The organism is Actinoplanes sp. DH11 (assembly GCF_020873875.1).
Taxonomy (GTDB): domain Bacteria; phylum Actinomycetota; class Actinomycetes; order Mycobacteriales; family Micromonosporaceae; genus Actinoplanes.
In genome coordinates this window covers 359,506-381,755 of sequence record NZ_JAHWGU010000001.1, presented here as the reverse complement: position 1 = coordinate 381,755, position 22,250 = coordinate 359,506, and the positions used below count along the sequence as shown (strand labels likewise).

22 protein-coding genes are annotated in these 22,250 nt (G+C 71.8%); 7 read left to right on the top strand and 15 right to left on the bottom strand.

Annotated features, from left to right (window positions below):
• Positions 1-151: 151 nt before the first annotated feature.
• Positions 152-661: a hypothetical protein gene (locus LPA41_RS01850; protein ID WP_229067818.1), complete on the top strand. Its 510-nt coding sequence runs from the start codon at positions 152-154 to the stop codon at positions 659-661.
• An 89-nt stretch (positions 662-750) separates the two neighbouring features.
• On the opposite strand, the gene LPA41_RS01845 is transcribed toward LPA41_RS01850, so the two are convergent.
• The 3 genes from LPA41_RS01845 to LPA41_RS01835 form a co-directional block, all read right to left on the bottom strand.
• On the bottom strand, positions 751-2,418 hold the full coding sequence (locus LPA41_RS01845) for a fumarate hydratase (RefSeq protein ID WP_229067817.1): 1,668 nt from the start codon (positions 2,416-2,418) through the stop codon (positions 751-753).
• 92 nt (positions 2,419-2,510) lie between these two features.
• A complete protein-coding gene (locus tag LPA41_RS01840) occupies positions 2,511-3,803 on the bottom strand; it encodes a PQQ-like beta-propeller repeat protein (RefSeq protein WP_229067816.1) in 1,293 nt (430 codons plus the stop codon).
• Positions 3,804-3,864: 61 nt separating this feature from the next.
• Positions 3,865-4,353 carry an Lrp/AsnC family transcriptional regulator gene (locus LPA41_RS01835; protein WP_229067815.1) on the bottom strand — a complete coding sequence of 163 codons (489 nt, stop codon included), beginning with the start codon at positions 4,351-4,353 and terminating at the stop codon, positions 3,865-3,867.
• Between the two features lie 211 nt (positions 4,354-4,564).
• Here LPA41_RS01835 and LPA41_RS01830 point away from each other — a divergent pair, with 211 nt between their 5' ends.
• Together LPA41_RS01830 and hisC are read left to right on the top strand one after the other, a co-directional pair.
• A complete protein-coding gene (locus LPA41_RS01830; RefSeq protein WP_229067814.1) occupies positions 4,565-5,647 on the top strand; it encodes an RDD family protein in 1,083 nt (360 codons plus the stop codon).
• On the top strand, positions 5,644-6,729 hold the full coding sequence (hisC, locus tag LPA41_RS01825; protein WP_229067813.1) for a histidinol-phosphate transaminase: 1,086 nt from the start codon (positions 5,644-5,646) through the stop codon (positions 6,727-6,729). Before LPA41_RS01830 ends, hisC begins: the two co-directional genes overlap by 4 nt.
• A 156-nt stretch (positions 6,730-6,885) precedes the next feature.
• On the opposite strand, the gene LPA41_RS01820 is transcribed toward hisC, so the two are convergent.
• Positions 6,886-8,100 (bottom strand): MFS transporter, encoded by a 1,215-nt coding sequence (locus LPA41_RS01820; RefSeq protein WP_229067812.1) that lies wholly within the window; start codon positions 8,098-8,100, stop codon positions 6,886-6,888.
• 46 nt (positions 8,101-8,146) lie between these two features.
• Here LPA41_RS01820 and LPA41_RS01815 point away from each other — a divergent pair, with 46 nt between their 5' ends.
• Positions 8,147-9,268, top strand: a complete 1,122-nt coding sequence (locus LPA41_RS01815; RefSeq protein ID WP_229067811.1) for an ROK family protein — start codon at positions 8,147-8,149, stop codon at positions 9,266-9,268.
• A gap of 59 nt (positions 9,269-9,327) precedes the next feature.
• Here LPA41_RS01815 and LPA41_RS01810 read toward each other — a convergent pair whose 3' ends face one another.
• The 7 genes from LPA41_RS01810 to LPA41_RS01780 all read right to left on the bottom strand — a co-directional run bounded on the left by LPA41_RS01810 (position 9,328) and on the right by LPA41_RS01780 (position 15,842).
• Positions 9,328-10,461: a PQQ-binding-like beta-propeller repeat protein gene (locus tag LPA41_RS01810; RefSeq protein ID WP_229067810.1), complete on the bottom strand. Its 1,134-nt coding sequence runs from the start codon at positions 10,459-10,461 to the stop codon at positions 9,328-9,330.
• A gap of 26 nt (positions 10,462-10,487) precedes the next feature.
• Entirely contained in the window at positions 10,488-11,330 is an 843-nt protein-coding gene (locus LPA41_RS01805) for a hypothetical protein (RefSeq protein WP_229067809.1), read from the bottom strand.
• 178 nt (positions 11,331-11,508) lie between these two features.
• A complete protein-coding gene (locus tag LPA41_RS01800; RefSeq protein WP_229067808.1) occupies positions 11,509-12,633 on the bottom strand; it encodes a hypothetical protein in 1,125 nt (374 codons plus the stop codon).
• 19 nt (positions 12,634-12,652) lie between these two features.
• Positions 12,653-13,039 (bottom strand): PPOX class F420-dependent oxidoreductase, encoded by a 387-nt coding sequence (locus tag LPA41_RS01795; protein WP_229067807.1) that lies wholly within the window; start codon positions 13,037-13,039, stop codon positions 12,653-12,655.
• Positions 13,040-13,227: 188 nt separating this feature from the next.
• The gene (ispF, locus tag LPA41_RS01790; RefSeq protein WP_229068098.1) at positions 13,228-13,719 is read right to left on the bottom strand and encodes a 2-C-methyl-D-erythritol 2,4-cyclodiphosphate synthase; all 492 of its coding nucleotides are present in this window, start codon (positions 13,717-13,719) and stop codon (positions 13,228-13,230) included.
• Between the two features lie 880 nt (positions 13,720-14,599).
• The gene (gene ispD, locus LPA41_RS01785; protein WP_229068097.1) at positions 14,600-15,313 is read right to left on the bottom strand and encodes a 2-C-methyl-D-erythritol 4-phosphate cytidylyltransferase; all 714 of its coding nucleotides are present in this window, start codon (positions 15,311-15,313) and stop codon (positions 14,600-14,602) included.
• A 43-nt stretch (positions 15,314-15,356) separates the two neighbouring features.
• Positions 15,357-15,842 (bottom strand): CarD family transcriptional regulator, encoded by a 486-nt coding sequence (locus tag LPA41_RS01780; protein WP_014447856.1) that lies wholly within the window; start codon positions 15,840-15,842, stop codon positions 15,357-15,359.
• Between the two features lie 335 nt (positions 15,843-16,177).
• On the opposite strand from LPA41_RS01780, the gene LPA41_RS01775 reads away from it, so the two are divergent.
• The gene (locus LPA41_RS01775) at positions 16,178-16,939 is read left to right on the top strand and encodes a hypothetical protein (RefSeq protein ID WP_229067806.1); all 762 of its coding nucleotides are present in this window, start codon (positions 16,178-16,180) and stop codon (positions 16,937-16,939) included.
• A 78-nt stretch (positions 16,940-17,017) separates the two neighbouring features.
• On the opposite strand, the gene LPA41_RS01770 is transcribed toward LPA41_RS01775, so the two are convergent.
• The 4 genes from LPA41_RS01770 to LPA41_RS01755 are packed head-to-tail and all read right to left on the bottom strand — an operon-like array spanning position 17,018 to position 20,398.
• Entirely contained in the window at positions 17,018-17,470 is a 453-nt protein-coding gene (locus LPA41_RS01770) for a DUF6023 family protein (protein ID WP_229067805.1), read from the bottom strand.
• Positions 17,467-18,528, bottom strand: a complete 1,062-nt coding sequence (locus tag LPA41_RS01765; protein ID WP_229067804.1) for a type III polyketide synthase — start codon at positions 18,526-18,528, stop codon at positions 17,467-17,469. The genes LPA41_RS01770 and LPA41_RS01765 overlap by 4 nt, the downstream gene beginning before the upstream one ends.
• Before the next feature lie 5 nt (positions 18,529-18,533).
• A complete protein-coding gene (locus LPA41_RS01760) occupies positions 18,534-19,688 on the bottom strand; it encodes an acyl-CoA dehydrogenase family protein (protein WP_229067803.1) in 1,155 nt (384 codons plus the stop codon).
• Entirely contained in the window at positions 19,685-20,398 is a 714-nt protein-coding gene (locus LPA41_RS01755) for a methyltransferase domain-containing protein (protein ID WP_229067802.1), read from the bottom strand. The genes LPA41_RS01760 and LPA41_RS01755 overlap by 4 nt, the downstream gene beginning before the upstream one ends.
• Positions 20,399-20,445: 47 nt before the next feature.
• On the opposite strand from LPA41_RS01755, the gene LPA41_RS01750 reads away from it, so the two are divergent.
• Positions 20,446-21,261 carry a UbiA family prenyltransferase gene (locus LPA41_RS01750; RefSeq protein WP_229067801.1) on the top strand — a complete coding sequence of 272 codons (816 nt, stop codon included), beginning with the start codon at positions 20,446-20,448 and terminating at the stop codon, positions 21,259-21,261.
• 130 nt (positions 21,262-21,391) lie between these two features.
• Positions 21,392-22,219 (top strand): hypothetical protein, encoded by an 828-nt coding sequence (locus LPA41_RS01745; RefSeq protein ID WP_229067800.1) that lies wholly within the window; start codon positions 21,392-21,394, stop codon positions 22,217-22,219.
• The last annotated feature ends 31 nt before the right edge of the window (positions 22,220-22,250 follow it).

The following is a 22,250-nucleotide window of genomic DNA, read 5'->3' as shown; positions in this document are numbered from 1 at the left end:
GTCCGACGTCCGACGGGGGCGGGCGGCCCGTCCGGGTATCACCCGGGCGGGCCCTTCGCGCACCGGTCCTCACCGTCGGTTGGACGCGGTAGCGAACGGAACGTACCGTCGGTGCGAGTTTGGACGACCCCCCCGACGAAGAGGATCCCTGATGCGACGCGCCATCCTCGCCGTGCTCGCCGGCGGCGTACTGCTGACCGGCGCCGCCTGTGAGAGCGATGCGAACACCAGCGAGATCGCGGCGCCCGTCGCCGCCACGGTCGCGCCGGCCACCACCGAGCCCGCGCCCGACTACACGGCGAACACCGAGAAGGTGTGCGGCCGGCTCGACAAGGTCTTCAGCGCCGCGCTTGGTGACTTCGGCACCGCTCTCGGCAAGATGATCGCCCACAAGGAGGCGAAGCAGACCGAGGAGGCGGAGAAGGCGGAGAAGACGGCCGCCGCCGAGCTCAAGTCGGTCGGCACCCAGATCCGCAAGGAGACCGCCGAGGCGGAGAACCCGGACCTCAAGCAGGCCGGCATCACCTCGGCCGCCAAGATCGAGAAGAGTGCCAAGAACCGCGACTACATCGAGGGCATCAAGACCACCAAGGACCTCGACAAGACGCTGAAGAGTCAGCTCGCGGAGTGGCTGAGCCCGGTCGCCGGTTACTGCGCCTGACATCTACCGGCGGATCGCGCCCGCCGGGCGCGATCCGTCAGTGCCGGCCGACGGTCAGGGCCGGTCGATGGGTCAGGGCCGGCCGATGGTCAGCGCCGGCCGATGGTCAGGGTCGGCTTGGTGACCTCGGCGAAGAAGTCGTTGCCCTTGTCGTCGACGACGATGAAGGCCGGGAAGTCCTCGACCTCGATCCGCCAGACCGCCTCCATGCCCAGCTCCGGGAACTCGAGCACCTCGACGTGCCGGATGCAGTCCTGGGCGAGCCGGGCCGCGGGGCCGCCGATCGAGCCGAGGTAGAAGCCGCCGTTCGCCTTGCAGGCGTCGGTGACCTGCTGGGAACGGTTGCCCTTGGCCAGCATCACCATCGAGCCGCCGGCCGACTGGAACTTCTGCACGTACGAATCCATCCGCCCGGCCGTGGTCGGGCCGAACGAGCCGGACGCGTACCCCTCCGGGGTCTTGGCCGGGCCCGCGTAGTAGACCGCGTGGTCGCGCAGGTACTGCGGCATCGGCTCGCCGGCGTCCAGCCGCTCGGCGATCTTCGCGTGCGCGATGTCGCGCGCCACGACCAGCGGACCGGTCAGGGACAGCCGGGTCTTCACCGGGTACTTGCTGAGCTCGGCGCGGATCTCCGACATCGGCCGGTTGAGGTCGACCTTGACGACCTGCTCGGTCTCCAGGTGATCGTCCGTGACCTCGGGCAGGAAGCGGGCCGGGTCGGTCTCCAGGCGCTCCAGCCAGACGCCGGACGGGGTGATCTTGGCGACCGCCTGCCGGTCGGCCGAGCAGGAGACAGCGATCGCGACCGGGCAGGACGCGCCGTGCCGGGGCAGCCGGATCACCCGTACGTCGTGGCAGAAGTACCGCCCGCCGAACTGGGCGCCGATGCCGAAGTCGCGGGTCAGCTCCAGCACCGCGGCCTCCAGCTCGAGGTCACGGAAGCCGTGCGCCAGCATGGTGCCCGAGGTCGGCAGGTTGTCCAGGTACTTCGCGCTGGCCAGTTTCGCGGTCTTCAGCGCGTGCTCGGCGCTGGTGCCGCCGACCACCACGGCCAGGTGGTAGGGCGGGCAGGCCGAGGTGCCGATCAGACGCAGTTTCTCGTCCAGGAACTGCATCATCCGCTGCGGGTTCAGCAGCGCCTTCGTCTCCTGGTAGAGGTACGACTTGTTGGCCGAGCCACCACCCTTGGCCATGAACAGGAACTTGTACGCGTCCGGCTGCCCGCCCGGGTCCTCCGCGTACAGCTCGATCTGGGCCGGCAGGTTCGTCCCGGTGTTCTTCTCGTCCCACATGGTCAGCGGGGCGAGCTGCGAGTACCGCAGGTTGAGCCGGGTGTACGCCTGGTAGACGCCGAGCGCGATCGCGGCCTCGTCGGTGCCGTCGGTCAGCACGTGCCGGCCGCGCTTGCCCATCACGATCGCGGTGCCGGTGTCCTGGCACATCGGCAGCACCCCGCCGGCCGCGATGTTCGCGTTGCGCAGCAGGTCCATCGCGACGAACCGGTCGTTCGGCGACGCCTTCGGGTCGTCGATGATGGCCCGCAGCTGGGCCAGGTGCGCGGGACGCAGGTAGTGGGCGATGTCGTGCATCGCCTCCGCGGTGAGCTGGGTCAGCGCCGCGGGCTCCACGGTCAGGAACCGGCGGCCCCCGGGACCCTCCTCGACGTCCACGCCCTCGTCCGTGATCAGGCGGTACTCCGTCATGTCCGGCCCGGTCGGCAAGAGCGGCGAGTAGGTGAAAGCGGCGCCAATGCTCATGAGCGGCAAGCCTAGGGCAGCGGGCCTGCCGCGCGCGAACCCTCCCCGCCGCTTCGCTCTCCCGGTCACATGTTGCTCTCCCGGTCACATGGTCAGGAGAACGGCAGGTACGCCATGTCGCGCCCGGAGACGGCGACCATGCCGTCCGGACCCACCGCGAAGACCTTGGCGCCGGTCCGGACATCGGCCCGCACCTTGCCGGACGAGGGTGCCAGGGCGGTGACCCGGTTCTTCGAGACCACGAGCACGGCGTACGGGGTGAGCGCCGCCCCCGCCTCCGCCCGGCCGTCCTGCCGCCACACGGTCTTGTCCTTGCTGAACGAGTACCCGCGCACGGTGTCGCCCTTGCGGATCACCGCGTACCGGTCGTCGACCGTGAGCACCTCGGACTCCTTGTCCCCGTACCAGAGGTCACGCCCGTCGTACCCGTTGACCAGGACCTCGCGGCCGTACGGGTCCACGCCCAGCACCACGCTGTACCCGCCGGCCGGGTCCCGCTCCTGCTCGCAGTCCGACCCGCTCTCGGCGGTCCGCAGGTTGAGCCCGTCGCGCCGCCAGACCACCGCGTCGCGGGGCGGATCGGTCGCCACCACCCCGTAATAACAGGTGCCGTCGCGCGAGGTGCCGGTCACGGTCAGCACCCGGCCGCCGACCACCGCGACCCGCTGGTCCTCCTCCGGCCGCAGCGTCCGCACCGGCTTCCCGGTCGCCGTGTCGATCACCCGGATCTGACCGTCGTGCGGGAAGCCCAGCAGCCCGGGCAGCAGCGGCGGGCCGGCCACGTCGTCGTCCACGTCGTCGGAGATCAGCCGCCGGGTGTCCGGCAGGTCCGGGTTGGCGGCGTCCAGCACGAAACCGATGCTGCCGGTGTCGGCCGTCCACATCTGGCTGCCCGCCTTCGGGTCCCAGGCGGTCAGCCGGCAGTCGTCGCCCCGGGCACAGGTCAGGTCCACGATCGCGTCCTGGTAGGTCCAGACCGCCATCGACTCCGTGTCGGCGCGGCGGACGGCACCGGTCCGCGGGTCGAGCACCTGGTAGCCCTTGGTCAGCAGCCGGCCGGTGACCACCACGGCGTCGGTGCCCTTGCCGGCGATCGAGGCCCAGTCGGCGTCGGACTCCCAGAGCGGGACGGCAGCGGTGAGCCCGTACGCCTCGACCGACGTCCGGTACTCGACGACGACCGCGTCACCGACGACGGCGACACTCTGCGGTGTCCCACCGAGTCGCTGCTGCCACCGGGCGCCGGGCGCGATCGGCTCACTCGTGTTGACCCAGGCCCAGAGCTGCGGGAACGGGTTCCACACGCCGGTCGTGGCCAGCACGGTGACGACGACCGCCGCGGCGATCACCGTGTATCCCTTCAGGGAACCCCCGCCAGAGGCCATTCCGGCAGGGTAATGACCTCGATCGACTTCGCAGGCGAGCGGAATTTGCCCGTGTCGTCCTTTATTGATCAGATGATGACGATCTGACCAGCGGCCCGGTCCGGTACGGGATGAGTTCGGCCAGCGCAATGATCGTGTGGGCCCGCTCGATCCCCTCGTAGCCGACGATCTGATCGATCACCCGCTGCAGGTCGGAGTTCGCCCGGGCCACGATCCGGCACAGGATGTCGCCACTGCCGGTGATCGTGTGCGCCTCCAGCACCTCCGGGATGTCGGCCAGGTGCCCGGCGACGGCGTCGTGCCCGTACCGCTGCCTGATCTCCAGGGTGACGAAGCTCGTCACGCCGAACCCGATCGCCGCCGGGACCACCTCCGGGCCGAAGCCCTTGATCGCGCCGCGCGCGATCAGCTTGTCGAGGCGCGCCTGCACCGTGCCGCGAGCGACCGCCAGCCGCCGCGAGAGCTCCAGCACACCGATCCGAGGCTCCGCCTCGAGCAACGTGATCAAGCGCGCGTCGAGTGCATCCAGCTGGACAGTCTGCTCACTCATCCGGCGAAAGTACCGTACGTATTGCGCACGTTGACCAAGCTGAATCGAAACCGTTGCCCAGAAGGCCACGGGCACGCCAAGGTTCCGTCATGGCGCACGCCGGTACCGGCGCGGCAACCTTCGCGGCCCGCACCTGTGACACTGTGATCAGGCCCTGCGGCCACCACCGGCCCGCAGGGAAGTGTCAGGCTGTCGTGGTAAAGGTTTGCGCATGAGTTCGCTTCCCGCGGGTTGGTACAAGGACCCGGCCGACACCAGTACCCAGCGCTACTGGGACGGTGAGGGCTGGCTGGGCCAGGCCATCCCGGCCGACGCGGTCCCGCCGGACGGGCCGCCCGCGGTCGAGGCCGAGCCGGCGGCTGCCACGCCCGAGCCGGCGCCACCGGTTCCGCAGCCCTACGCCGCGTCACCCACGTCTGCGCCGCCGCAGGCCGCCGCGCCGCAGTCCGCGCCGCCCGCCTACGGACCGCCGCCGGGCTGGGGTCAGCCCCCGCAGGGCCAGCCCCCGCAGGGCCAGCCGGGTTGGGGCCAGCCTCCGCAGGGCCAGCCGGGTTGGGGCCAGCAGCAGCCCGGGCAGCCGTGGGGGCAGCCGCCGCAGGGGCAGCCCGGCTGGGGGCAGCAGCAGCCCGGACAGCCCGGCTGGGGGCAGCCGACGTGGGCCGGTCAGCCGCCACACGCGTACCTCTATCCCATGCCGCAGGCGATGCCGCACGGTCTCCCGCTCGCCGGTCTCGGCCGGCGGCTGACCGCCCGGCTGATCGACATCGCCGTCGTGCTGCTGCTCAACCTCGTGGTCAACGGCTGGTTCCTCTACCAGTACTGGCAGGACTTCTACCCGATCTTCCAGGACTACATGGCGCAGATCGAGGCCGGCAGCACCGAGGCCCTGGTCGCCGAGCCCACCTCGCGCATGCAGACGCTGTCCATCGCGATCGTGCTCGTCGCCACCCTGCTCTGGCTGCTCTACGAGGCGCCGTCGATCTCCAGCCGGGGCCAGACGCTCGGCAAACGCGCGATGGGCATCAAGGTCGTCCCGATCGAGAGCACCGCGCCACTCGGTTTCGGCCGCGCCTTCACCCGCTGGGCCCGCCTCGGCATGTGGACCCTGTTCTGGTGGTGCGGCGTCGGCCTGGTGATCCAGTTCCTGGCCTCGCTCTCCCCGCTCTTCGACTCCCGCCTGCGGCAGGCCTGGCACGACAAGGCGGCCGCCACGGTCGTCGTGGCCCTGCCGCCCGGCACCCACCCCACCGCACCGGCCGCACCCGGCGGCAACCTTCCCGGAGGACCGAGATGACCCGGCTGACCCGCGCCGACCTGGACGTGCTGCCCAACTACGTGCCCGGCCGCAACGTCGCCGACCTCGCCCGTGAGCTGGGCATCTCCGAGGCGGTGAAACTGGCCAGCAACGAGGTCCCCTACGGCCCGCTGCCCGGCGTGGTGGAGGCGGTCACCGAGGCGGTGCGGTCCGTGCACCGCTACCCGGACATGGGCGTGGTCCGGCTCCGCGAGGTCATCGGCGAGCGCTTCGGTGTCAGCCCCGACCGGATCGTCACAGGCTGCGGCTCGGTCGCCCTCGCCGAGATCCTCACGAAGGCGACGTGCCTGCCCGGGGACGAGATCGTCTACTCGTGGCGCTCCTTCGAGGCCTACCCGATCATCGCGGCCGGCGGCGGCGCCACCAGCATCCGGGTGCCCAACACCGCGGCGCACGGGCACGACCTGGCCGCCATGAGCGACGCCGTCACCGACCGCACCCGGATGGTCTTCGTCTGCAACCCGAACAACCCGACCGGCACCAGCCTGCGCAAGGCCGAGCTGGACCGGTTCCTCGACGGCGTGCCCTCGGACGTGCTGGTGGTGCTAGACGAGGCGTACCGGGAATTCGTCACCGACCCCGACGTCCCGGACGCGCTGGAGACCTACGGCGACCGGCCCAACGTGGTCGTGCTGCGCACCATGAGCAAGGCGTGGGGCCTGGCCGGCCTGCGGATGGGCTACCTCGTCGCCCAGCCCGAGGTCGCCGCGACCATCCGCAAGGTCGTCACCCCGTTCTCCACCAGCACCGTCGCCCAGGCCGCCGCGCTCGCCGCCCTCGAGCAGGAACCCGAGGTGAAGCGCCGCTGCTCGCTGGTCGTCGCCGAACGCGCCCGCCTCACCGAGGCCCTGCGCAAACTCTCCGTCGACGTCCCCGACAGCCAGGCCAACTTCGTCTGGCTCCCGCTGGGCGACCGCACCGCCGCCTTCGCCGCCGCCTGCGAGAACCAGGGCGTTATCGTGCGGGCTTTTCACCCCGAAGGCGTACGCGTCACGGTCGGCACCCCCGAGGAGAACGACCTCTTCCTGGCCGCCGCCGAGTCGGCCCTGACCGCGGCCTGAGCCCTGGCTCAGCTCTGGGAGCGCGCACGCACCGGCGCGCTCCCAGCCACCGGCGCGCTCCCAACCACGGCGCCTGCCGTGCGCTCCCAGCCACCGCGCCTGCCGTGCGCTCCCGGCCGCCTCGTGCCCGGCGCTGATCCTGGCCTTTCGGGTGGCTCAGTGCAGCGCCGCCGCCTCGGTCTCCCGGTGCTCCGCCGCGCTGATCCGCCGCGGGAGGGTTCCCCGGAACACCACCACCAGCACTGCGGCGCACCCCACGAAGAACGCCGTGAGCAGCGGCACCGCACCCAGATGCCCGCCGGTGACCATCCGTTCCCCGATGAACGCCCCGCCCCCGATCCCGATCTGGAACGCGACCACGTACACCGCCGAGGCCGCATCCCGGTTCCGCGGCGCCACCCGCAGCGAGGCCGAGCCGAGGAGGACCGGGATGGCGTTGAAGGCCCCGCCCCAGACGAGGACGGCCAGGATCGTCGCGACGGGACCGAGTACCGGTGCGAGCAGCACGACGGACCCGGCCGCGGCGATGCTGAGGCCGAGCAGGATCGGCCCGGGCCGGCGGTCCACGAAACGGCCGACGACGAAGTTGGCGATCAGGCCGACGGCGCCGTACCCGAGGAGGAGGGCACTGAGGGCGGCACCGTCGAGGCCGGCGTCGCGGCGCACCAGCGGCGCGATGTAGGTGTAGGCCGCGAAGTGCCCGACGACGAGCACCACGGTGACCGTGCAGAGACCGACGACCCGGCCGTTGCGCAGGATCAGGACGGCGTCGCGCATCTGCCGGCCGAGCCGCGCGGCCCGGTCGCGGGGCAGCACCGGCATCTCGGGCAGCAGCGTGAGCAGGGCGAGGAGGCAGAGGGCGCCGGCGGCCGCGATCACGCCGATCGACATGCGCCAGCCGAGCCATTGACCGAGGGCGGTGCCGAGCGGTACGCCGAGGACGATGGCGAGCGAGTTGCCGATGAAGACCAGTGAGGTGGCCCGGCCGACCTGTCCCGGCGGGGCGAGGCGTGCCGTGACGGGTCCGATCACGGACCAGAACACTCCGTGCGCGAGCGCGCAGACGAGCCGGGAGAGAACGAGCACCGTAAAGGTGGGCGCGAGGGCGGCGGCCGCCTGGGAGACGACGAAGACCGCTACGGTGACCGCCAGCAGGGTGTGCCGGGGCACCCGCATGGTGAGTGCGGTGAGCGGGATGGTGCTCAGGGCGGCTACCACGGCATAGCTGGTGAGCAGCAGACCGACCTGGGCTTCGGTGACGTTGAGTCCGGTGGAGATCTGCGGCAGCAGGCCGACGGGGAGGGTTTCGGCTGTCACGTAGCAGAACGTGGACGTGCCGAGGACGACGAGCGCCGGGCGGTTGAGCTTCACCGCCACAGAATAAGCTCTAGGTTCGAGTAAAAAAAGGGAGATCGACGTGACGACCCGCTCCACCGAGCTGCTCCAGGTGGTGCACCAGCGGCCCGGGGTCACCCGGGCCGACGCGGCGCGCCTGCTCGGCGTCGGCACCGGCGCCGCCACCGAACTGGTGACCAAGCTGAGCCGGGCGTCCCTGCTGATCCAGGCACCGGCCGCACCGAGCGGCACCCGCGGCCGGCCCACCACCGTGCTGCTCCCCCACCCCGACGGCCCGGTCGTGCTGGCCGTCGTGATCACCCAGGAGGCGTGGCGGGTCGACGTGGTCGAGCTGGGCGGCGCCACCGCCGCGTCCCGCTCCGGGCGGCACACGGCCACCGCCTGGGCAGCGGTGCGCGCGGAGGTCACGGCCGCGATCGAAGACCTGATCCAGGTGTACGGGCGACGCCCGCGCGCCATCGGCGTCTCGGTGCCCGGAACCGTCTCCCGCACCCTGCGCCTGGACGCCTCGAACGCCGACTGGCACGACGTCGACCTGACCGCGCTCTGGCCGGCCGCCGAGGTCTTCGTGGCCGGCAACGACGCCACGCTCGCCGCCACCGCGGAACACCGCCGGGGCGCCGCCGCCGGAGCCGCCGTGGCCCTGCACCTGCGGATCGAGGCCGGCCTGGGCGGTGCCGTGGTCGAGAACGGCCGCCCGGTGATCGGCGCCCGGGGCGCAGCCGGCGAGTTCGGGCACATGCCGTTCGGCGACCCGGCGGTGCGCTGTCCCTGCGGCGCGCGAGGCTGCTGGGGTTCGGCCGTCGACGGCACCGCCCTCGCCCGACTGCTGGACGAGCCGGCACCGAAGGACCCGATCACCTACGCCCGGCGGGTGATCGCGGCAGCTCCCGGGAGCGAACCGGCGGCGGCCGCCGTCCGGACCGTCGGGGCGGCCCTCGGCCGCGGCATCGCGGGCCTGGTCAACGGCCTCGACGCCGACCTGGTCACACTCGGCGGTGTCGGCGCCGACCTGCTCGCCGCGGTACCGGACGCCATCGACGCCGCCTACCGGGACGGCCTCATGCTGATCCACCGCTCCGCCCCGCCGCCGGTGCTGCCGGCAACGTTGAGCGACGACGACGGCCCCCTCGCGGGCGCCGCCGAGGAGGCGTGGGCCGCCCTGCTGCCGCGACTCACCTGACGGGCCGCCCTGCCCGCCTCCAACCCGATCCGCCCTCGCCCCTGGGCTGGCCCGGGCGCTCACAGCGCGGCGATGATCACCGCGTCCAAGGTGAGGTAGTAGATCGGCGACTCCGGATCGTCCGGCGCGTCCGTCCGCAGCCGTTCCAGCGCCAGATAGCCGCCGGCGATCCGATATCCACCGGCTTTCCACAGGGTGCTCTCGGTGCCCATCGCCAGCGGGAACCGCAGCGTCTCCGTCCCCGTGCCCGCGTCCACCCCGACGAGCGTGTTCTCCGGCGTCAGCAGCAGCACCGTGGAACCGCCGGACCCGCCGAGCACCCGCGCCGGCCCGCTGCGCTCCCAGATCCGGGTGCCGTCCGTGCCGGTGCCGGTCACCCGGTCACCGGAGGCGCCGACCACGATCCCGGCCGCCACGGTCGTCGACGGGTCGTCCAGGGCCGGCACCCGTTTCCCGTCGATCCAGCCCTGCCCGGCGCCGTCCCGGAACCCGGCACACCCGGAACGGTCGGAGTCGCAACCCACCGGCGTCCACGGTCCAGCCGGCCAGCCGCTGACCGGCGCACCCGTCGACGCGTCGTGGACGGACCCGGCGCAGGCGTAGGCACCGCCGACCGTGGTGAAGCCGTCCGCACATCCGGCGGCGACCGGGATCCGCCAGCGGACTGCTCCGGTGCTCAGGTCGTACCCCGCAAGCTCCTGATCAGAAGCGGCCACGACGTTGCCGGCGGCGAGCCGCAGACCCGGTGGCGCCCAAACCGTCGCCGCCCCGGTGCGATGTCCGGCATAGCCGGGCGAATCCGGCCCGTCGGTGCGCCAGGCGATCTCACCGGTACGCGCGTCGATCGCCACCAGCTCGCCGTCGGACCACCGCGTCACCACCGTGGGCCCGCTCGCCGTGACACCGCTGAGCTGCTCGGGCCAGCGCCGGAACGACCACCGCGCGGTGTAGACGGTCCGCGCGTTGACCGGCCCGTCCGCCCGCACCTGGTGTTTCGCGGCGTAGACCCGGACCCGCCCGTCGACGACCAGCGGCGCCACACTTGTCCGACCGGTGACGCCGGCCGGGATGATCGGGGCCGACGGGTACGGCGTGGTCGCGCTCGCCAGCACCTCGGCCGGCGCCAGCACGCGCCAGCCGATCAGACCGGCCACGACCAGGAGGGCCACGGCCAACACAGTTCGCAGCAGCACCCGGGTCACCCCCGGATCATCTCATTTCACTCGTACCCGCCGTTGATCAGGCCGAGCCGCACCAGCTCCGTCAATGGTTCCACCACGTTCGCCGCGCCGAAGCCGACGAAGAGCGGACGCGGGCTGTCCCGGTGTGCCCGGGCCGGTTCAACGAGCGGCACCGGATGGGTGGCGGCGAGCGACTCGGCCACCTCGGCCACCTCACCGCCGTCGGCGGCGACCACCGTGGCGATCAGTACGTTCAGGAAACCGTGATGGGTGAAACCGGTTTCCGGGTCGGTGTGCCGGGTGGCGTGCCGCAAACCCGCCGCCAGCTTGAACGGCAACTCCCGGTCGCGGCAGGCGCAGATCACCGCGGCGAGCTCGACGGGCGTCGGGAACAGCTCCGCCGCCAGCCCGCCGACCCGGAACTTCGGCGCGATGCTCAGCCCCGCCGCGCGCGCCTCGGCGACCCCGTCCAGCGCGGAGAGCAGACCCCAGCTCAACGGGATCTCCGCGTAGAGCCGCAGACCGCTCTGCGCACCGGCGAACGCGCACAGGGCGGCCAGTCCGGGCTGCGGGTCCTCGCCGCGGCGGGACACCGCGGCCTCGACATGCTCGACGGTCACCCCGGCGGCGCGCAGCTTCTCCACGGTCACCGGCAGGCTCGCCACCGGCACGTCCCCGATCAGCCCGGCCGGCACCCGCGGCACCGGGCCACCGCCGACGATCGAGGCGGGAACCAGCAGGGAACCGATCAGCCCCTGGTACCACGCGTTGCTGTGCTCGTCGTACTTCGCCGCCGCCTCCGCGGGACTGACCGGGCTGGGCGGAAGCAGGCACGCGTCATCGACGAGCCCGGCATACAGCGGAGGCACCATCGTCGACACGTTTCCGAACCTAATGGCGCTTCCGGGAACGAACAACCATCCGGTCGTTGATCAGCGCTTTTCGCTTGTTCCGGTCTGCCCGGGGCCGCGCTCGTCCGGGGCCGCGCTCGTCCGGGGCCGCGCTCGTCCGAATCCGCGCTCGCCCGGGGCCGCTCTTTCGGGGCCGCACTCGTCCGGGTCAGCGGCGGCCGGTCAGCACCACGAGTTCCGCGACCGCGGCCAGGACCATGCCGATCACCAGCGGGACCAGGCCGCCGACAGCCGCATAGACGAGCAGCAGCATCGGCGCCACAAAACTGAGGTACACCGCCATCGCCAGCTTCCGATCGGCCGCCCGCAGCCGGGCCAGCACCACCCCGCCCGGCTCCGGCAGCCGGCTGCGGAACCAGAGCACCACCGCCACCAGCACGATCACCCCGATCATGCCGGCCCAGACGCGCGAAATCCCCGGGCTGACGAGCGTCATCGCCCCGGTCAGCACGGCCGCGACAAGCGTGCCGGTCGCCGCGTACTGCACCGTCTCCCGCACCGCGTCCGCCGACTCCTGCGACAGATCAAGGACCGGGCGCGTCGGGCGCGCCACCGGAGGCGGCCCACTCGCGGTCACCGACGGTTGTTCTTGCCTGTCCGGGTACGGGTCCGCGCCCTGCCCCACCGCCCCCGGCGGAGCACCCAGTGACGCCTCCTCGGCAAGGTCCTCCAAGGCCCGGGCCCAGCGGCGCCGCTCGAACCGGACGATGCCCACCTCACTGCCGGCGTCACCGATCGTGTCGTCCAGCTCCAGCGCCTCCGCGTAGGCACGCTGGGCCAGGTCGAAGAGGCGGAGCCGCGCCGCGACCACGGCCAGGACCAGGTGCGCCTCGGCCTCGGCCGGAGCGATCCGGACACCGTTCCACGCGGCGTTCAATGCTTCCTGGCCGTTACGCGCCTCACTGAGCAGGGCGGCGCCGGTGCGTTGGGCGTACGCGTCCTCGGGCCAATCCCGCAAGATCTGCTCAGCGATCCGGGCGGCGTCCGAGAAACGCCGGCTGTCGGTGAGCGCCATCGCCCGCACCACCAGGGCGGGCAGCCCCGCCGGCGCGACCGAGGCGGCCCGGTCGGCGGCGGCGAGCGCCTCGGCCGGTTGTTCGGCGGCAAGGTGGATCGTGGCAAGAGTGGCGAGCAGTGTCGTCTCCTGCGGCGCACTGCTCAGACCGGCAGCGATCTCCTCGGCGGCTTCGTCGTAACGGCCGAGGTCGGCGAGCAGAAGCGCCCGCTGCCGGTGTTCTTCAGGCGTGGTGTCAGGCTCGATGGGGGCGGGCACGATGCCGAGCGTAAGCGGTCTACCTGGAGATCACGTGAGTCGGGGTGAGCCGGCACACGACCCGCTCCACGCCCGGCCCGTCCCCGGTCCACGGCTCGTTCGCGTACTTGAAGCTCAACTCACCGATCAGATTGCCCTCGTCGGCGCGCAGCGCAACGGTTCCCGCAACGGTGAAATAGGTGTACGGCTGCGCCGGATCGTAGGCACAAATCGAAACCCGCGCGTCCCGCTCCATGTTCTGCGCCTTCCGCCGCCCCCGAACCGTGGAGAAGATGACGTCGTCACCGTCCCGCTTGACCCAGATCGGCGTCGACTGCGGCGTCCCATCATCATTGATCGTGGTCAGCACCACGTAGGTGGGGTTGTCGATCAGCGTCCGGGCGACGTCCGGCAGGGCGACAGTCATGGCAGTGATCATGCCCGATGACCCGGGCGTCCCCCATGACGCGCACCACGATCCCCGATTCCCGTGCCCGCCGGTTCCCCGGCTCACCCCGGCGACGGGTCACCCTGCGCGGCTCGTCCTGCGGCTGCAATGCCGGCGGCTCAGCTGCGGCGACTCTATTACCGGCGGCTCAGCCGCATCGCCGTGCTTCAACTGCCGGCGGCTCGATCGCTGGCGTAAACCATCGCCACCGCCATGCCGGCCAGCCCCTCACCCCGCCCGGTGAGACCCAGCCCGTCAGTGGTCGTCCCCGCCACAGTGACCGGCGCGCCCACCGCCTCGGACAACGTCTTCTCCGCCTCAGCCCGGCGCTTCCCGATCTTGGGCCGGTTACCGATCACCTGGATCGACACGTTCCCGATCTCGAACCCGGCAGCCCGCACCCGCCGCGCGCTCTCCGCAAGCAACGTCACACCCGCCGCACCGGCCCACTCCGGCCGGCTGGTCCCGTAGTTGCTCCCCAGATCCCCGAGCCCCGCCGCCGACAGCAGCGCATCACAGGCCGCATGCGCCGCAACATCAGCATCCGAGTGCCCCGCCAGCCCCGGCTCGTCCGGCCAGTGCAGCCCCGCCACCCAGCAGGGCCGATCAGGATCAAAGGCATGCACATCAGTACCGATGCCAACCCGCGGAACGATCACGCCCGTCACCCTACGCCCACCCTCTCCAGCACCTCCCACCGTGAACCCTCACCGCAACCGATCCCAGCTCACGAGGCATATGAGTACGGCGGCGGCGCAGTCCCGCTTCGTGCCACCGGCGTCGCTCACCTCGACTCCCTTGCCGCCATTAAACGAACAGCCGCGTTGCGTAGCACGGAGATGTTGATCTGCTAGCGACGCAAAATCGCGGTGAAAACCCCATGATCACAGCGATTTCGTAGCGCTAGCAGATCAACATCTCGCCATGGACGCCGCATGCGACGTCACCGGAAGAGAACGGGGTTGATCCGTGGGCGACGCCGGCCGGGTGTCACGGGAGAACGGTCCCGGAGAAGTGGCGCCCCTGAGGCAGCGACTGCCACCCCCGCATCGTCGGCCACTCCGCAACGTACGCCACGCCGCGCGAGGCGCGCCGCTTGAGCAAAGCGCGCCGATGAGTCCAGGCCGAGAGCGAAACCGGACGTAAGGAAGCTACTCACGCACAGCGAACCGCTGAGCCGAGCCCGAGGCCGGACGCAAAGCGAGCCACTCAGGCACAGCGAATCGCTGAGCCGAGCCCGAGACCGAACGCAAAGCGAGCCACTCACGCACCGCCAATCGCTGAGCCGAGCCCGAGAGCGAGGCCGCAGCCGGACGCGAACATACGGCTCACGGCCGAGAGCGAGGCCGCGGCCGGGCGCACGGCGTACGGCTCACGCAACGTGCACCGATCGCACGAGGTGGCGTTGCGTGAAAGCGGTGCCTGGAAGCGCTACGCGGAACCGGTGCGCGGAACCGGCGCACCCGAGGTGCGGCTCGTGGAGGCGGCGCCCGAGGTGCGGCTCGGGGATGGCGGCGCCTGCTGGACCGCTCCGGGTGCTCAGGCGGGAGGCGCGGCCGGGTCCGGGATGGTGAGGAGGTGTGTGGCGAGCGCCAAGTCGATCGGGCGCGTGATTTTCAAGGCGAGGTCGGAGCCCGGGACGCAGTGGACGGGTAGTCCGAGTTTTTCGACGGCGCCGGCGTCGTCGGTGTGTGCGTCGGCGGCTGCGGCGTGGGCGGCGCGCAGGACGGGGGCGCGAAAGCCCTGCGGGGTCTGCACGGCTCGCAGCACCGAGCGGTCGACGGTGCCCCGCACTGTTTCGTCGGCGTCGACCTCTTTGATGGTGTCGACGACGGGCAGGACCGGGATGACCGCGTCGGCGCCGGACCGGACCGTGGCGGCGACGCGCTCGAAGAGGGAGACCGGGGCCAGGCAGCGGGCTGCGTCGTGGACCAGGACGATGCCGAGTTCGGGTGGCACGACGGCGAGGGCCGCGGCGACCGACTCCTGGCGCTCGGCTCCGCCGGCCACCACCGTGACCGGGGCGACCGCGGAGAGCAGGGTGTGCACGGCGTCGACGTCGGCGGGCGGTGCGGCGACCACGATCATCGCGACCGAGGGGGATGCGGCGATCCGGCGGACGGCGTGGACCAGGAGGGGTTCGCCGTCGAGGAGGCGGAGCGCTTTCGGAGCGCCGGGACCGAGGCGGACACCGGCACCCGCGGCTGGAACGACGACCGCGACGTCACCGCGAGCACTGGGCTGCGCGGTCACGTCGCGGTCGTCGGACACAGTCGAGGAGTGTGCGTCGGGTGTATCAGGCCTCGGTGAGGACCTTGTCGAGCAGGACCTCAGCCTCGTCCTTGGTGCTCTTCTCAGCGAGGGCCACCTCGCCGACCAGGATGTCGCGGGCCTTGGCAAGCATGCGCTTCTCGCCTGCGGACAGGCCACGCTCACGCTCACGACGCCAGAGGTCACGAACGACCTCAGCAACCTTCAGCGGGTTGCCGGAGGCCAGCTTCTCCAGGTTGGCCTTGTAACGCCGCGACCAGTTGGTCGGCTCCTCGGTGTGCGGAGCGCGCAGGACGTCGAAGACCTTACCCAGGCCTTCTTCGCCAACCACTTCGCGCACGCCGACCTCTTCGGCGTTCTCAGCGGGCACCCGAACAGTCAGATCGCCCTGGGCGACACGCAGAACGAGATACTGCCTTTCAACGCCCTTGATGACCCTAGTCTCGATTGCCTCGATGAGTGCGGCCCCGTGGTGGGGGTAAACAACGGTCTCGCCGACACTGAAAACCATAGGTTCGAAACCCCTTTCGCTGTGTCTAGGGTAACACGCTCAGGCGGCGGTGTCTTGCCCTGACGGTCACTGTTAGTGCAGCTCAGGGGCCCTGTGATGGGGCTTTCTCCCGCTTGACAGCGACGCGAGAAGCTGCCTAAGTAACACAAAGTGATCGGCGCGTCACGACTCGAGCCAACGAGTCGGAAATTCCGGACCTGATGGCTTTGTGAGGTCAAGCTTATCGCTAAGGTCCAGAAAGACACACCACTGGCGATGCGGCCGCGCGTGCGGGAGGCTGGACGGGAGTTCCCCGACCGAAGCAAGATCTGGTCGGCCAGGGGGGAGGTTGAGTCATGGCTGGCGCAAGCAACAACGGCGGTTGGCCGCCGGACGGCGGTGCTTCCGATGATCTGCCGGACCTCCCTGAGGAGTGGGGGGTCATCGTCATCCCCGACGACCTCTCGGAGCTCTCCGACGAGGTGGAAGCGGTCCGGACCGAGCTGAACACGGCGGTTCCCGCGACCGGGTGGCGGCGCTTCACCCGCAGCGGGCCGGTGCGGCGGCTGCGGCGGCTGTGCGCTCTGGCGGTGCGTACCCCCGTCCTGATCATTTCGATGGCCGTCCTGGTCACCGTGGCGAGCTTGTTCGCCTCGGCGTGGCCCGGACCGCCGCGCCAGCCGGCCACGCAACGCACCGCGGCGACGACCACCGAGCCCGCCGGGAAGCTGCCCGCCATGGATCTGATCAGCGACGACGGGCAGACAGCGTCGTTGCTGAGCCGACTACCCGCAGTAATCGTGCTGACCGACGGGTGCACCTGCGATCAGCTCCTCGCCGACACCGCCGGCCTGGTCGATCCGAACACCGCGGTCATCGCGGTCTCGGCGACCGCCGCCTCGGCGCGCATGCTCCCGCCGGCGCAGACCCCCCAGGTGCCCGGCAAGGCGACGATCCGGCTGCAGGATCCGACCGGCGGCCTGCGGCAGCATTTCCAGATCGGCACACCGGACGGTACGGCGGCCGTCCTGATCGTCGACAACACCGGCAAAGTGCTCCGCGTGCACCAGCGCGTCGCCACGGTGGAACGCATCCGCGCCGACCTGGCCCGCGTCTGAGAAAGCCGCCTGAGAGGGCCCCCTGGCCCACCCCGAGAAAACCGCCTGAGAAAGGCCGCCCGCCTCGGAGAAGAGGGATCACCACTCCAGGCGCTGGAGGGCGTAACGGAACACGACCGGCCCCGCCTCCTCGACATTCACCCGCAGGTGCAGCTCGCGCGAGAGCCCGACACTGAACACCTCGGGCGTACGCGCACCCGAGCACCGCATCCCCCGCCCGGTCTCGCCGCGGCCGAGACTCACCCGCACCCGGCTTCCGTCCTGGCCGGCGCAGACCACCGACACCAGGAACTTGCCGCTGCCCACTTCGGCGACGGCCTCGTGGTCGTCGCCGTACGGCAGGGCCACGGTGCGCGTCATCTGCTGCTCGCCCGAGTCGGGGAGCAGTTGTTCGGCGCTGAGCCGCCAGGTCAGCATCCGCTCGTCGGCGGGTGTTCCCGGCGCGGCCTGCCACCACCAGACCGCGCCGGACGTCAGGATCAACGCCGCAGAGAGGTGCAGTACGACACCTCGTACCCGTTCCCCGTTCACGCTCCGAGATTAGAGCCATCCAGGAGAGTGACATAGAGGGTGAGTCCGGGGCCGAAAGCGAGCATCACGATCCGTCGGGGCGGATTTTCCCGCCGGCGCAGGGCGTCCAGGACCAGGAGCACTGTCGGTGAGGAACAGTTCCCGTGCGCGGAAAGCACCCCGCGGGACGCCGCCATGGCTTCGTCACCGAGTTCCAGTTTCTCCTGCACCACGTCCAGGATCTTCGGGCCGCCCGGGTGGATGGCCCAGCCGTCGATGTCGGCGACGGTCAGCCCGCTGCGCCCGAGGACGTCGTCGACGAGCGGCCGGACGTGGGCGGACAGCACCGAGGGCACCTGGGGTGACAGCCCCATCCGGAATCCCTCGTCGGTCACCTCCCACGTCATGTGGTCGGCGGTGGTCGTGTCGGTGACCGCGGCGACCTCGCTCACCGCGTACCCCCGCGTCGTTGACCTTGATGGGCCGGGGGTGATCACGCAGGCCGCCGCCGCGTCCGAGAAGAGCGCGTGGGAGACGATCTGCTGGATGTCGGTACGGCTGCCCGCCGGCTGCAGATGCAGGCTCGTCAGTTCCGCGCAGAGCAGCAGCGCCGGCCGCCCCCGCGCGGTGACGTAGTCACTCACCGCGCCCAGACCCGGCAACGCGGCGTAACAGCCCATGTGCCCGACGAAGAGCCGTTGCACGCTCGGTGACATGCCCATGTCCCGGGCGAGCAGGATGTCCAGTCCCGGCGTGGCGTACCCGGTGCACGAGCAAACCGCGAACAGCCCCAGTTCGTCGGCGGCCAGCCCGGCGTCGTCAAGCGCCCGGCCCACCGCCGCCTTGCCGAGCGGCATCGCCTCCATCTGGTACCGGCGCATCCGGCGCTCGGTGGACCAGCCGGAGACGTCCTCGATGAGCGGGCTGACGACCGCCTGCCGGGTACGCACGCCGGCGTTGGCGAAGATCCGCCGTGCGAGGGCCTTCCGGGTGCCGGTGTAGTGGTGGGCGAAGTAGCCGTCCCACAGGTCCTCCTGCACGGCCGAGGGCGGGAGCGCCACGCCCAGGCCGCTGAGCATCGCGGTCACCACCGGGGCGCCACGCCGTCGGAGTCGGGGTCGCCGCCGAGGGCGTCCACGCCGAGCCAGTCGGCGCAGACGTCGCTGGTCGCCGGTTGCAGCGAACCGGCCCGGGCGTCCCGGTAGAGGCGTTCCAGTGGGTGACCGCGCCGCATCGCGGACGTCCCGGCCGCCTCCAGCATCGACGCGGCGACCTCGGCCGCGGTCGTGCCGGCCAGCAGTTTCGCCCGCCACACCCAGCGGTTGGTCTCGGGGTCGCCGGGTGCCTCGTCGACCCGGCGGGCCGCTTCCCGGACGGTGAGGTGCGCGGCCGCGACGGCGGCGTCGGCGCGGCCGATCCGGCCGCGGATCGCCGGCAGGTGCCCCAGCCCGCGCTGCTTGACGTGCTCGATCGCGGCGTCCACCGCGGCCCGGGCCACACCCACGTAGACCGCCGCGTAACTGGCGACCATCCACTGCGGGGCCAGCTGCACCGCCACCAGCGCCAGCCCTTCCAGACCACCGAGCAGCGCGGCGGCCGGCACGGTCACGTCGAGGTGCAGGTCGTGCGAACCGGTGGCCCGCATGCCGAGCGCGTCCCACGTCTGCTCCACGCGCAGCCCGGCCTCCGCCGGGACCAGGAACTGCGAGACCTGGGTGGGGTCGGCGACGCTGCGGGCGGCAACGAGGTACGCGTCCGCGTGTCCCGCGCCGGAACAGAACGTCTTCGACCCGGTGATCCGGTATCCGCCGTCGACCGTCTCGTACTTCGTGGTCAGCATGGAGAGCCGGGAACCGGCGCCCCGCTCGCTCATCGCCACCGCGTACCACCTGCCGCTCGCGGCGGCTTTGAGGTGGTCGTCCCGGGCGGCCAGCGCCTCACCCGGCAGGCCCAGCGCGTCGGCCAGTTCGTCGGTGACCCCGCTGAGGGCGCCGGTCACCGACGCGTGCATGTTGAACACCAGCGCGGTGGCACCGTTGCCGCGGGCCAGTTCGTAGGCGACCTCCGCGTACTCCGCGAAGCCGGCGCCGGCCCCGCCGAGCCGGGCCGGGACCATCAGGCCGAAGAACCCGGCGTCACGCAGGTCGGCGAAGTCGTCGACCGGGAACGAGCCGTCCCGGTCGGTGGTTGCGGCACGGGCCGCGAAACGCGGCGCGAGCCGTCGGGCTTCTTCGATCATGCGGCATCCCCTACCCGGCGCCCGACACCCTGATACAGCACCGCGGTGGAAAAGGTCGGAACTATTCGGCCGGCCCCGCCGCGGCGCAGGACCAGCCACTTGACGAGCCCGGGGACGGTGGGCCGCACGCCGCGGATCGTCAGGGTTACGCCGTGCCGGGCGAACTCGGCCACCAGGCGCCGCGGCGACACGAACAGGTCCGGGTCGTGCAGGCCGACCGGCGCCACACCGAGCCGCTCCCCCACGGTCACCGTGATCAGCCGGCTGAGCGCGGTGTCGTTCACCGTGTCGAGAACCACGAGACCGCCCGGCCGCAGCACCCGGGACAGCTCGGCGACCGTGCCCGGGAGGTCGGTGACGTGTTCCAGGATCTCCCCGGCCACCACCACGTCGGCGCTGCCGTCCCGCAGCGGCAGCCGGGTGACGTCGCCGTTCACCGGGACCGCGCCCCGCTCGGAGGCGTGCCGCAGCGCGAGCCGGCCGAGGTCCACGCCGACGTGGCGGTAACCCTTGTCGCGCACGTGCGGCGCGAGCAGGCCGCCGCCGCAACCGGCGTCCAGCAGGACCCGGCCCGGCCCGGCCGCCGGTGGGATCAGGGCCGCCCGGGCGGCGGCCAGCCAGTGCAGGAGTTCGAAGTCCCCGGCCGGCCGCCACCACTCGTCGGCCAGGTCGTCGTATTGACGGTGGTCGTTGCGCTGCATCGACAGCATGAGATCGAGCCTGGCACGGGAACGGCGGAACCACCACACTGCGAGACATGTCCCGTGCCCTCGCCCTGCTCCGCGCCTCCCACCCGGAACCGGGTGGCGCGGTCACCCTGGCCATGGCTCTGCTCGCCGTCGGCGCCGGACACCGGGGGTGGCGTCTGGTGGCGGTCGTGGTGGCGGTGGCGCTCACCCAGCTCGCCGTCGGCTGGGTGAACGACTGGCTGGACGCGGACCGGGACCGGCAGGCGGGCCGGCGGGACAAGCCGATCCCGGCCGGGGCGGTCTCCGCCCGTACGGTGGGGATCGCAGGCCTTGTCGCGGCGCTCGCCATCCCACTGCCCGCGCTGGCGCTGGGCGCCGTGCCCATCCTGCTGATCTCGCTGGTCGGGGTGTTCGCGCTCCTCTACGACTGGCCGCTGAAGTTCACCGTGTTCTCGGTGGTGCCCTACCTGGTGGCGTTCGGGCTGCTGCCGGCGTTCGTGATGGTCTCGCTGCCGGGAAATCCGGCGCCGCCCGCCTGGCTGGTGGCGGCGGGCGCGCTCCTCGGCGGCGGCGCGCACTTCGCCAACGTGCTGCCGGATCTCGCCGACGACGCGGCCACCGGGGTACGCGGCCTGCCGCACCGGATCGGCGCCCGCGGTTCCCAGCTCGCCGCGGCGGTGCTCCTGCTCGGCGCGACCCTCACCCTGGTCTTCGGACCCCCGGGGCCTCCGTCGTGGGTGGGCTGGGCGGCGGCTGCGGCCGCCGTCGTGGTGCTGCCCTTGGGGATGTACGCGGCCGAGCGCGCCAGTGGACGGCCGGTGGCACTGTTCCGGGCGGTGATGGTGGTGGCGCTGATCGACGTCGTGCTGCTGGTGCTGAGTTGACGTCGCGGATGCCGTCTCGGGCACACCGTCTTCGGTGTCCGGACCACCGGTTGGATGGGTCGGCGCACGCGGCGGATCGCCGCCCATTAGGCTGATCTAACACCTTGGTGTCTCTATTTGGAGGATCGTGATGCGTCCCCTGGGAACCCGTCGCGCCGGTCTGGTCGCGGGTGCCGCCACGGTCGCTGTCCTGGCGCTGACCGGGTGCTCGGCCGGTCAGGTCGCCGAAACCGCCATCCTGGACACGCCGATCGCCGGCGTGGACTCACAGACGGCCAGCGGCAGCGTCTACATCCGCAACCTGCAGGTGGAGTACCCGGGTGTCAAGGGCTACCCGGCCGGCGGCAACGCTCCGCTCGAGCTGAGCCTCTACAACCAGACCAACAGCGAGATCACCGTCTCGATCAGCAGCCGCCCGACCGAGCAGGCCGAGGTCGTCTCGGCCAGCCAGGTCGGCCTGGTCAGCGGCGGTCCCCGCAACACCAGCCCGGGCGAGCCGTCCGCGTCCTCCGACGCCGGGCACGCGTCGCCCGACGCGGGGCACGCGTCCGCCTCCGCCGGGCACGCGTCCGCCTCCGCCGGGCACGCGTCCGAGGAGGAGCCGTCCGCGCCCGTCTCTGAGGCACCGTCGGCACCCGCGTCCGAGGCACCGTCCGCAGCCTCCTCCGGAGCGCCGTCCGCGCCGGCGTCCGCTGCGGCGTCCGCGGCACCCGTTCAGGTGAAGCCGGCGCAGATCAAGCTCGGCGCGCAGGGTTCCGCTCTGTTCCGCCCCTCCGACGCGGCGCAGCTCCAGGTCATCGGCCTCAGCGACGCCCTGCCCACCGGCACCTCGGTGAACCTGGTCCTCGAGTTCAGCGACGGCTCGCCGGCGCTGGAACTCCAGGCCCCCGTCGCGAACCCCCTGACCCCGGGCCCGCGTGAGCCGGGCGGCCACATCGAAGAGGCCGAGGGTCACTGAACGAAGATGTCGTACACCCGAGCTAACTTGT

Excerpts from the sequence above, each read along its gene's own strand:
- LPA41_RS01850 (WP_229067818.1), top strand. The coding sequence starts at position 152 with ATGCGACGCGCCATCCTCGCCGTGCTCGCCGGCGGCGTACTGCTGACC.
- LPA41_RS01845 (WP_229067817.1), bottom strand. The coding sequence starts at position 2,418 with ATGAGCATTGGCGCCGCTTTCACCTACTCGCCGCTCTTGCCGACCGGG.
- LPA41_RS01840 (WP_229067816.1), bottom strand. The coding sequence starts at position 3,803 with ATGGCCTCTGGCGGGGGTTCCCTGAAGGGATACACGGTGATCGCCGCG.
- LPA41_RS01835 (WP_229067815.1), bottom strand. The coding sequence starts at position 4,353 with ATGAGTGAGCAGACTGTCCAGCTGGATGCACTCGACGCGCGCTTGATC.
- LPA41_RS01830 (WP_229067814.1), top strand. The coding sequence starts at position 4,565 with ATGAGTTCGCTTCCCGCGGGTTGGTACAAGGACCCGGCCGACACCAGT.
- hisC (WP_229067813.1), top strand. The coding sequence starts at position 5,644 with ATGACCCGGCTGACCCGCGCCGACCTGGACGTGCTGCCCAACTACGTG.
- LPA41_RS01795 (WP_229067807.1), bottom strand. The coding sequence starts at position 13,039 with ATGACTGTCGCCCTGCCGGACGTCGCCCGGACGCTGATCGACAACCCC.
- LPA41_RS01780 (WP_014447856.1), bottom strand. The coding sequence starts at position 15,842 with ATGGTTTTCAGTGTCGGCGAGACCGTTGTTTACCCCCACCACGGGGCC.
- LPA41_RS01775 (WP_229067806.1), top strand. The coding sequence starts at position 16,178 with ATGGCTGGCGCAAGCAACAACGGCGGTTGGCCGCCGGACGGCGGTGCT.
- LPA41_RS01765 (WP_229067804.1), bottom strand. The coding sequence starts at position 18,528 with ATGCTCAGCGGCCTGGGCGTGGCGCTCCCGCCCTCGGCCGTGCAGGAG.
- LPA41_RS01760 (WP_229067803.1), bottom strand. The coding sequence starts at position 19,688 with ATGATCGAAGAAGCCCGACGGCTCGCGCCGCGTTTCGCGGCCCGTGCC.
- LPA41_RS01755 (WP_229067802.1), bottom strand. The coding sequence starts at position 20,398 with ATGCTGTCGATGCAGCGCAACGACCACCGTCAATACGACGACCTGGCC.
- LPA41_RS01750 (WP_229067801.1), top strand. The coding sequence starts at position 20,446 with ATGTCCCGTGCCCTCGCCCTGCTCCGCGCCTCCCACCCGGAACCGGGT.
- LPA41_RS01745 (WP_229067800.1), top strand. The coding sequence starts at position 21,392 with ATGCGTCCCCTGGGAACCCGTCGCGCCGGTCTGGTCGCGGGTGCCGCC.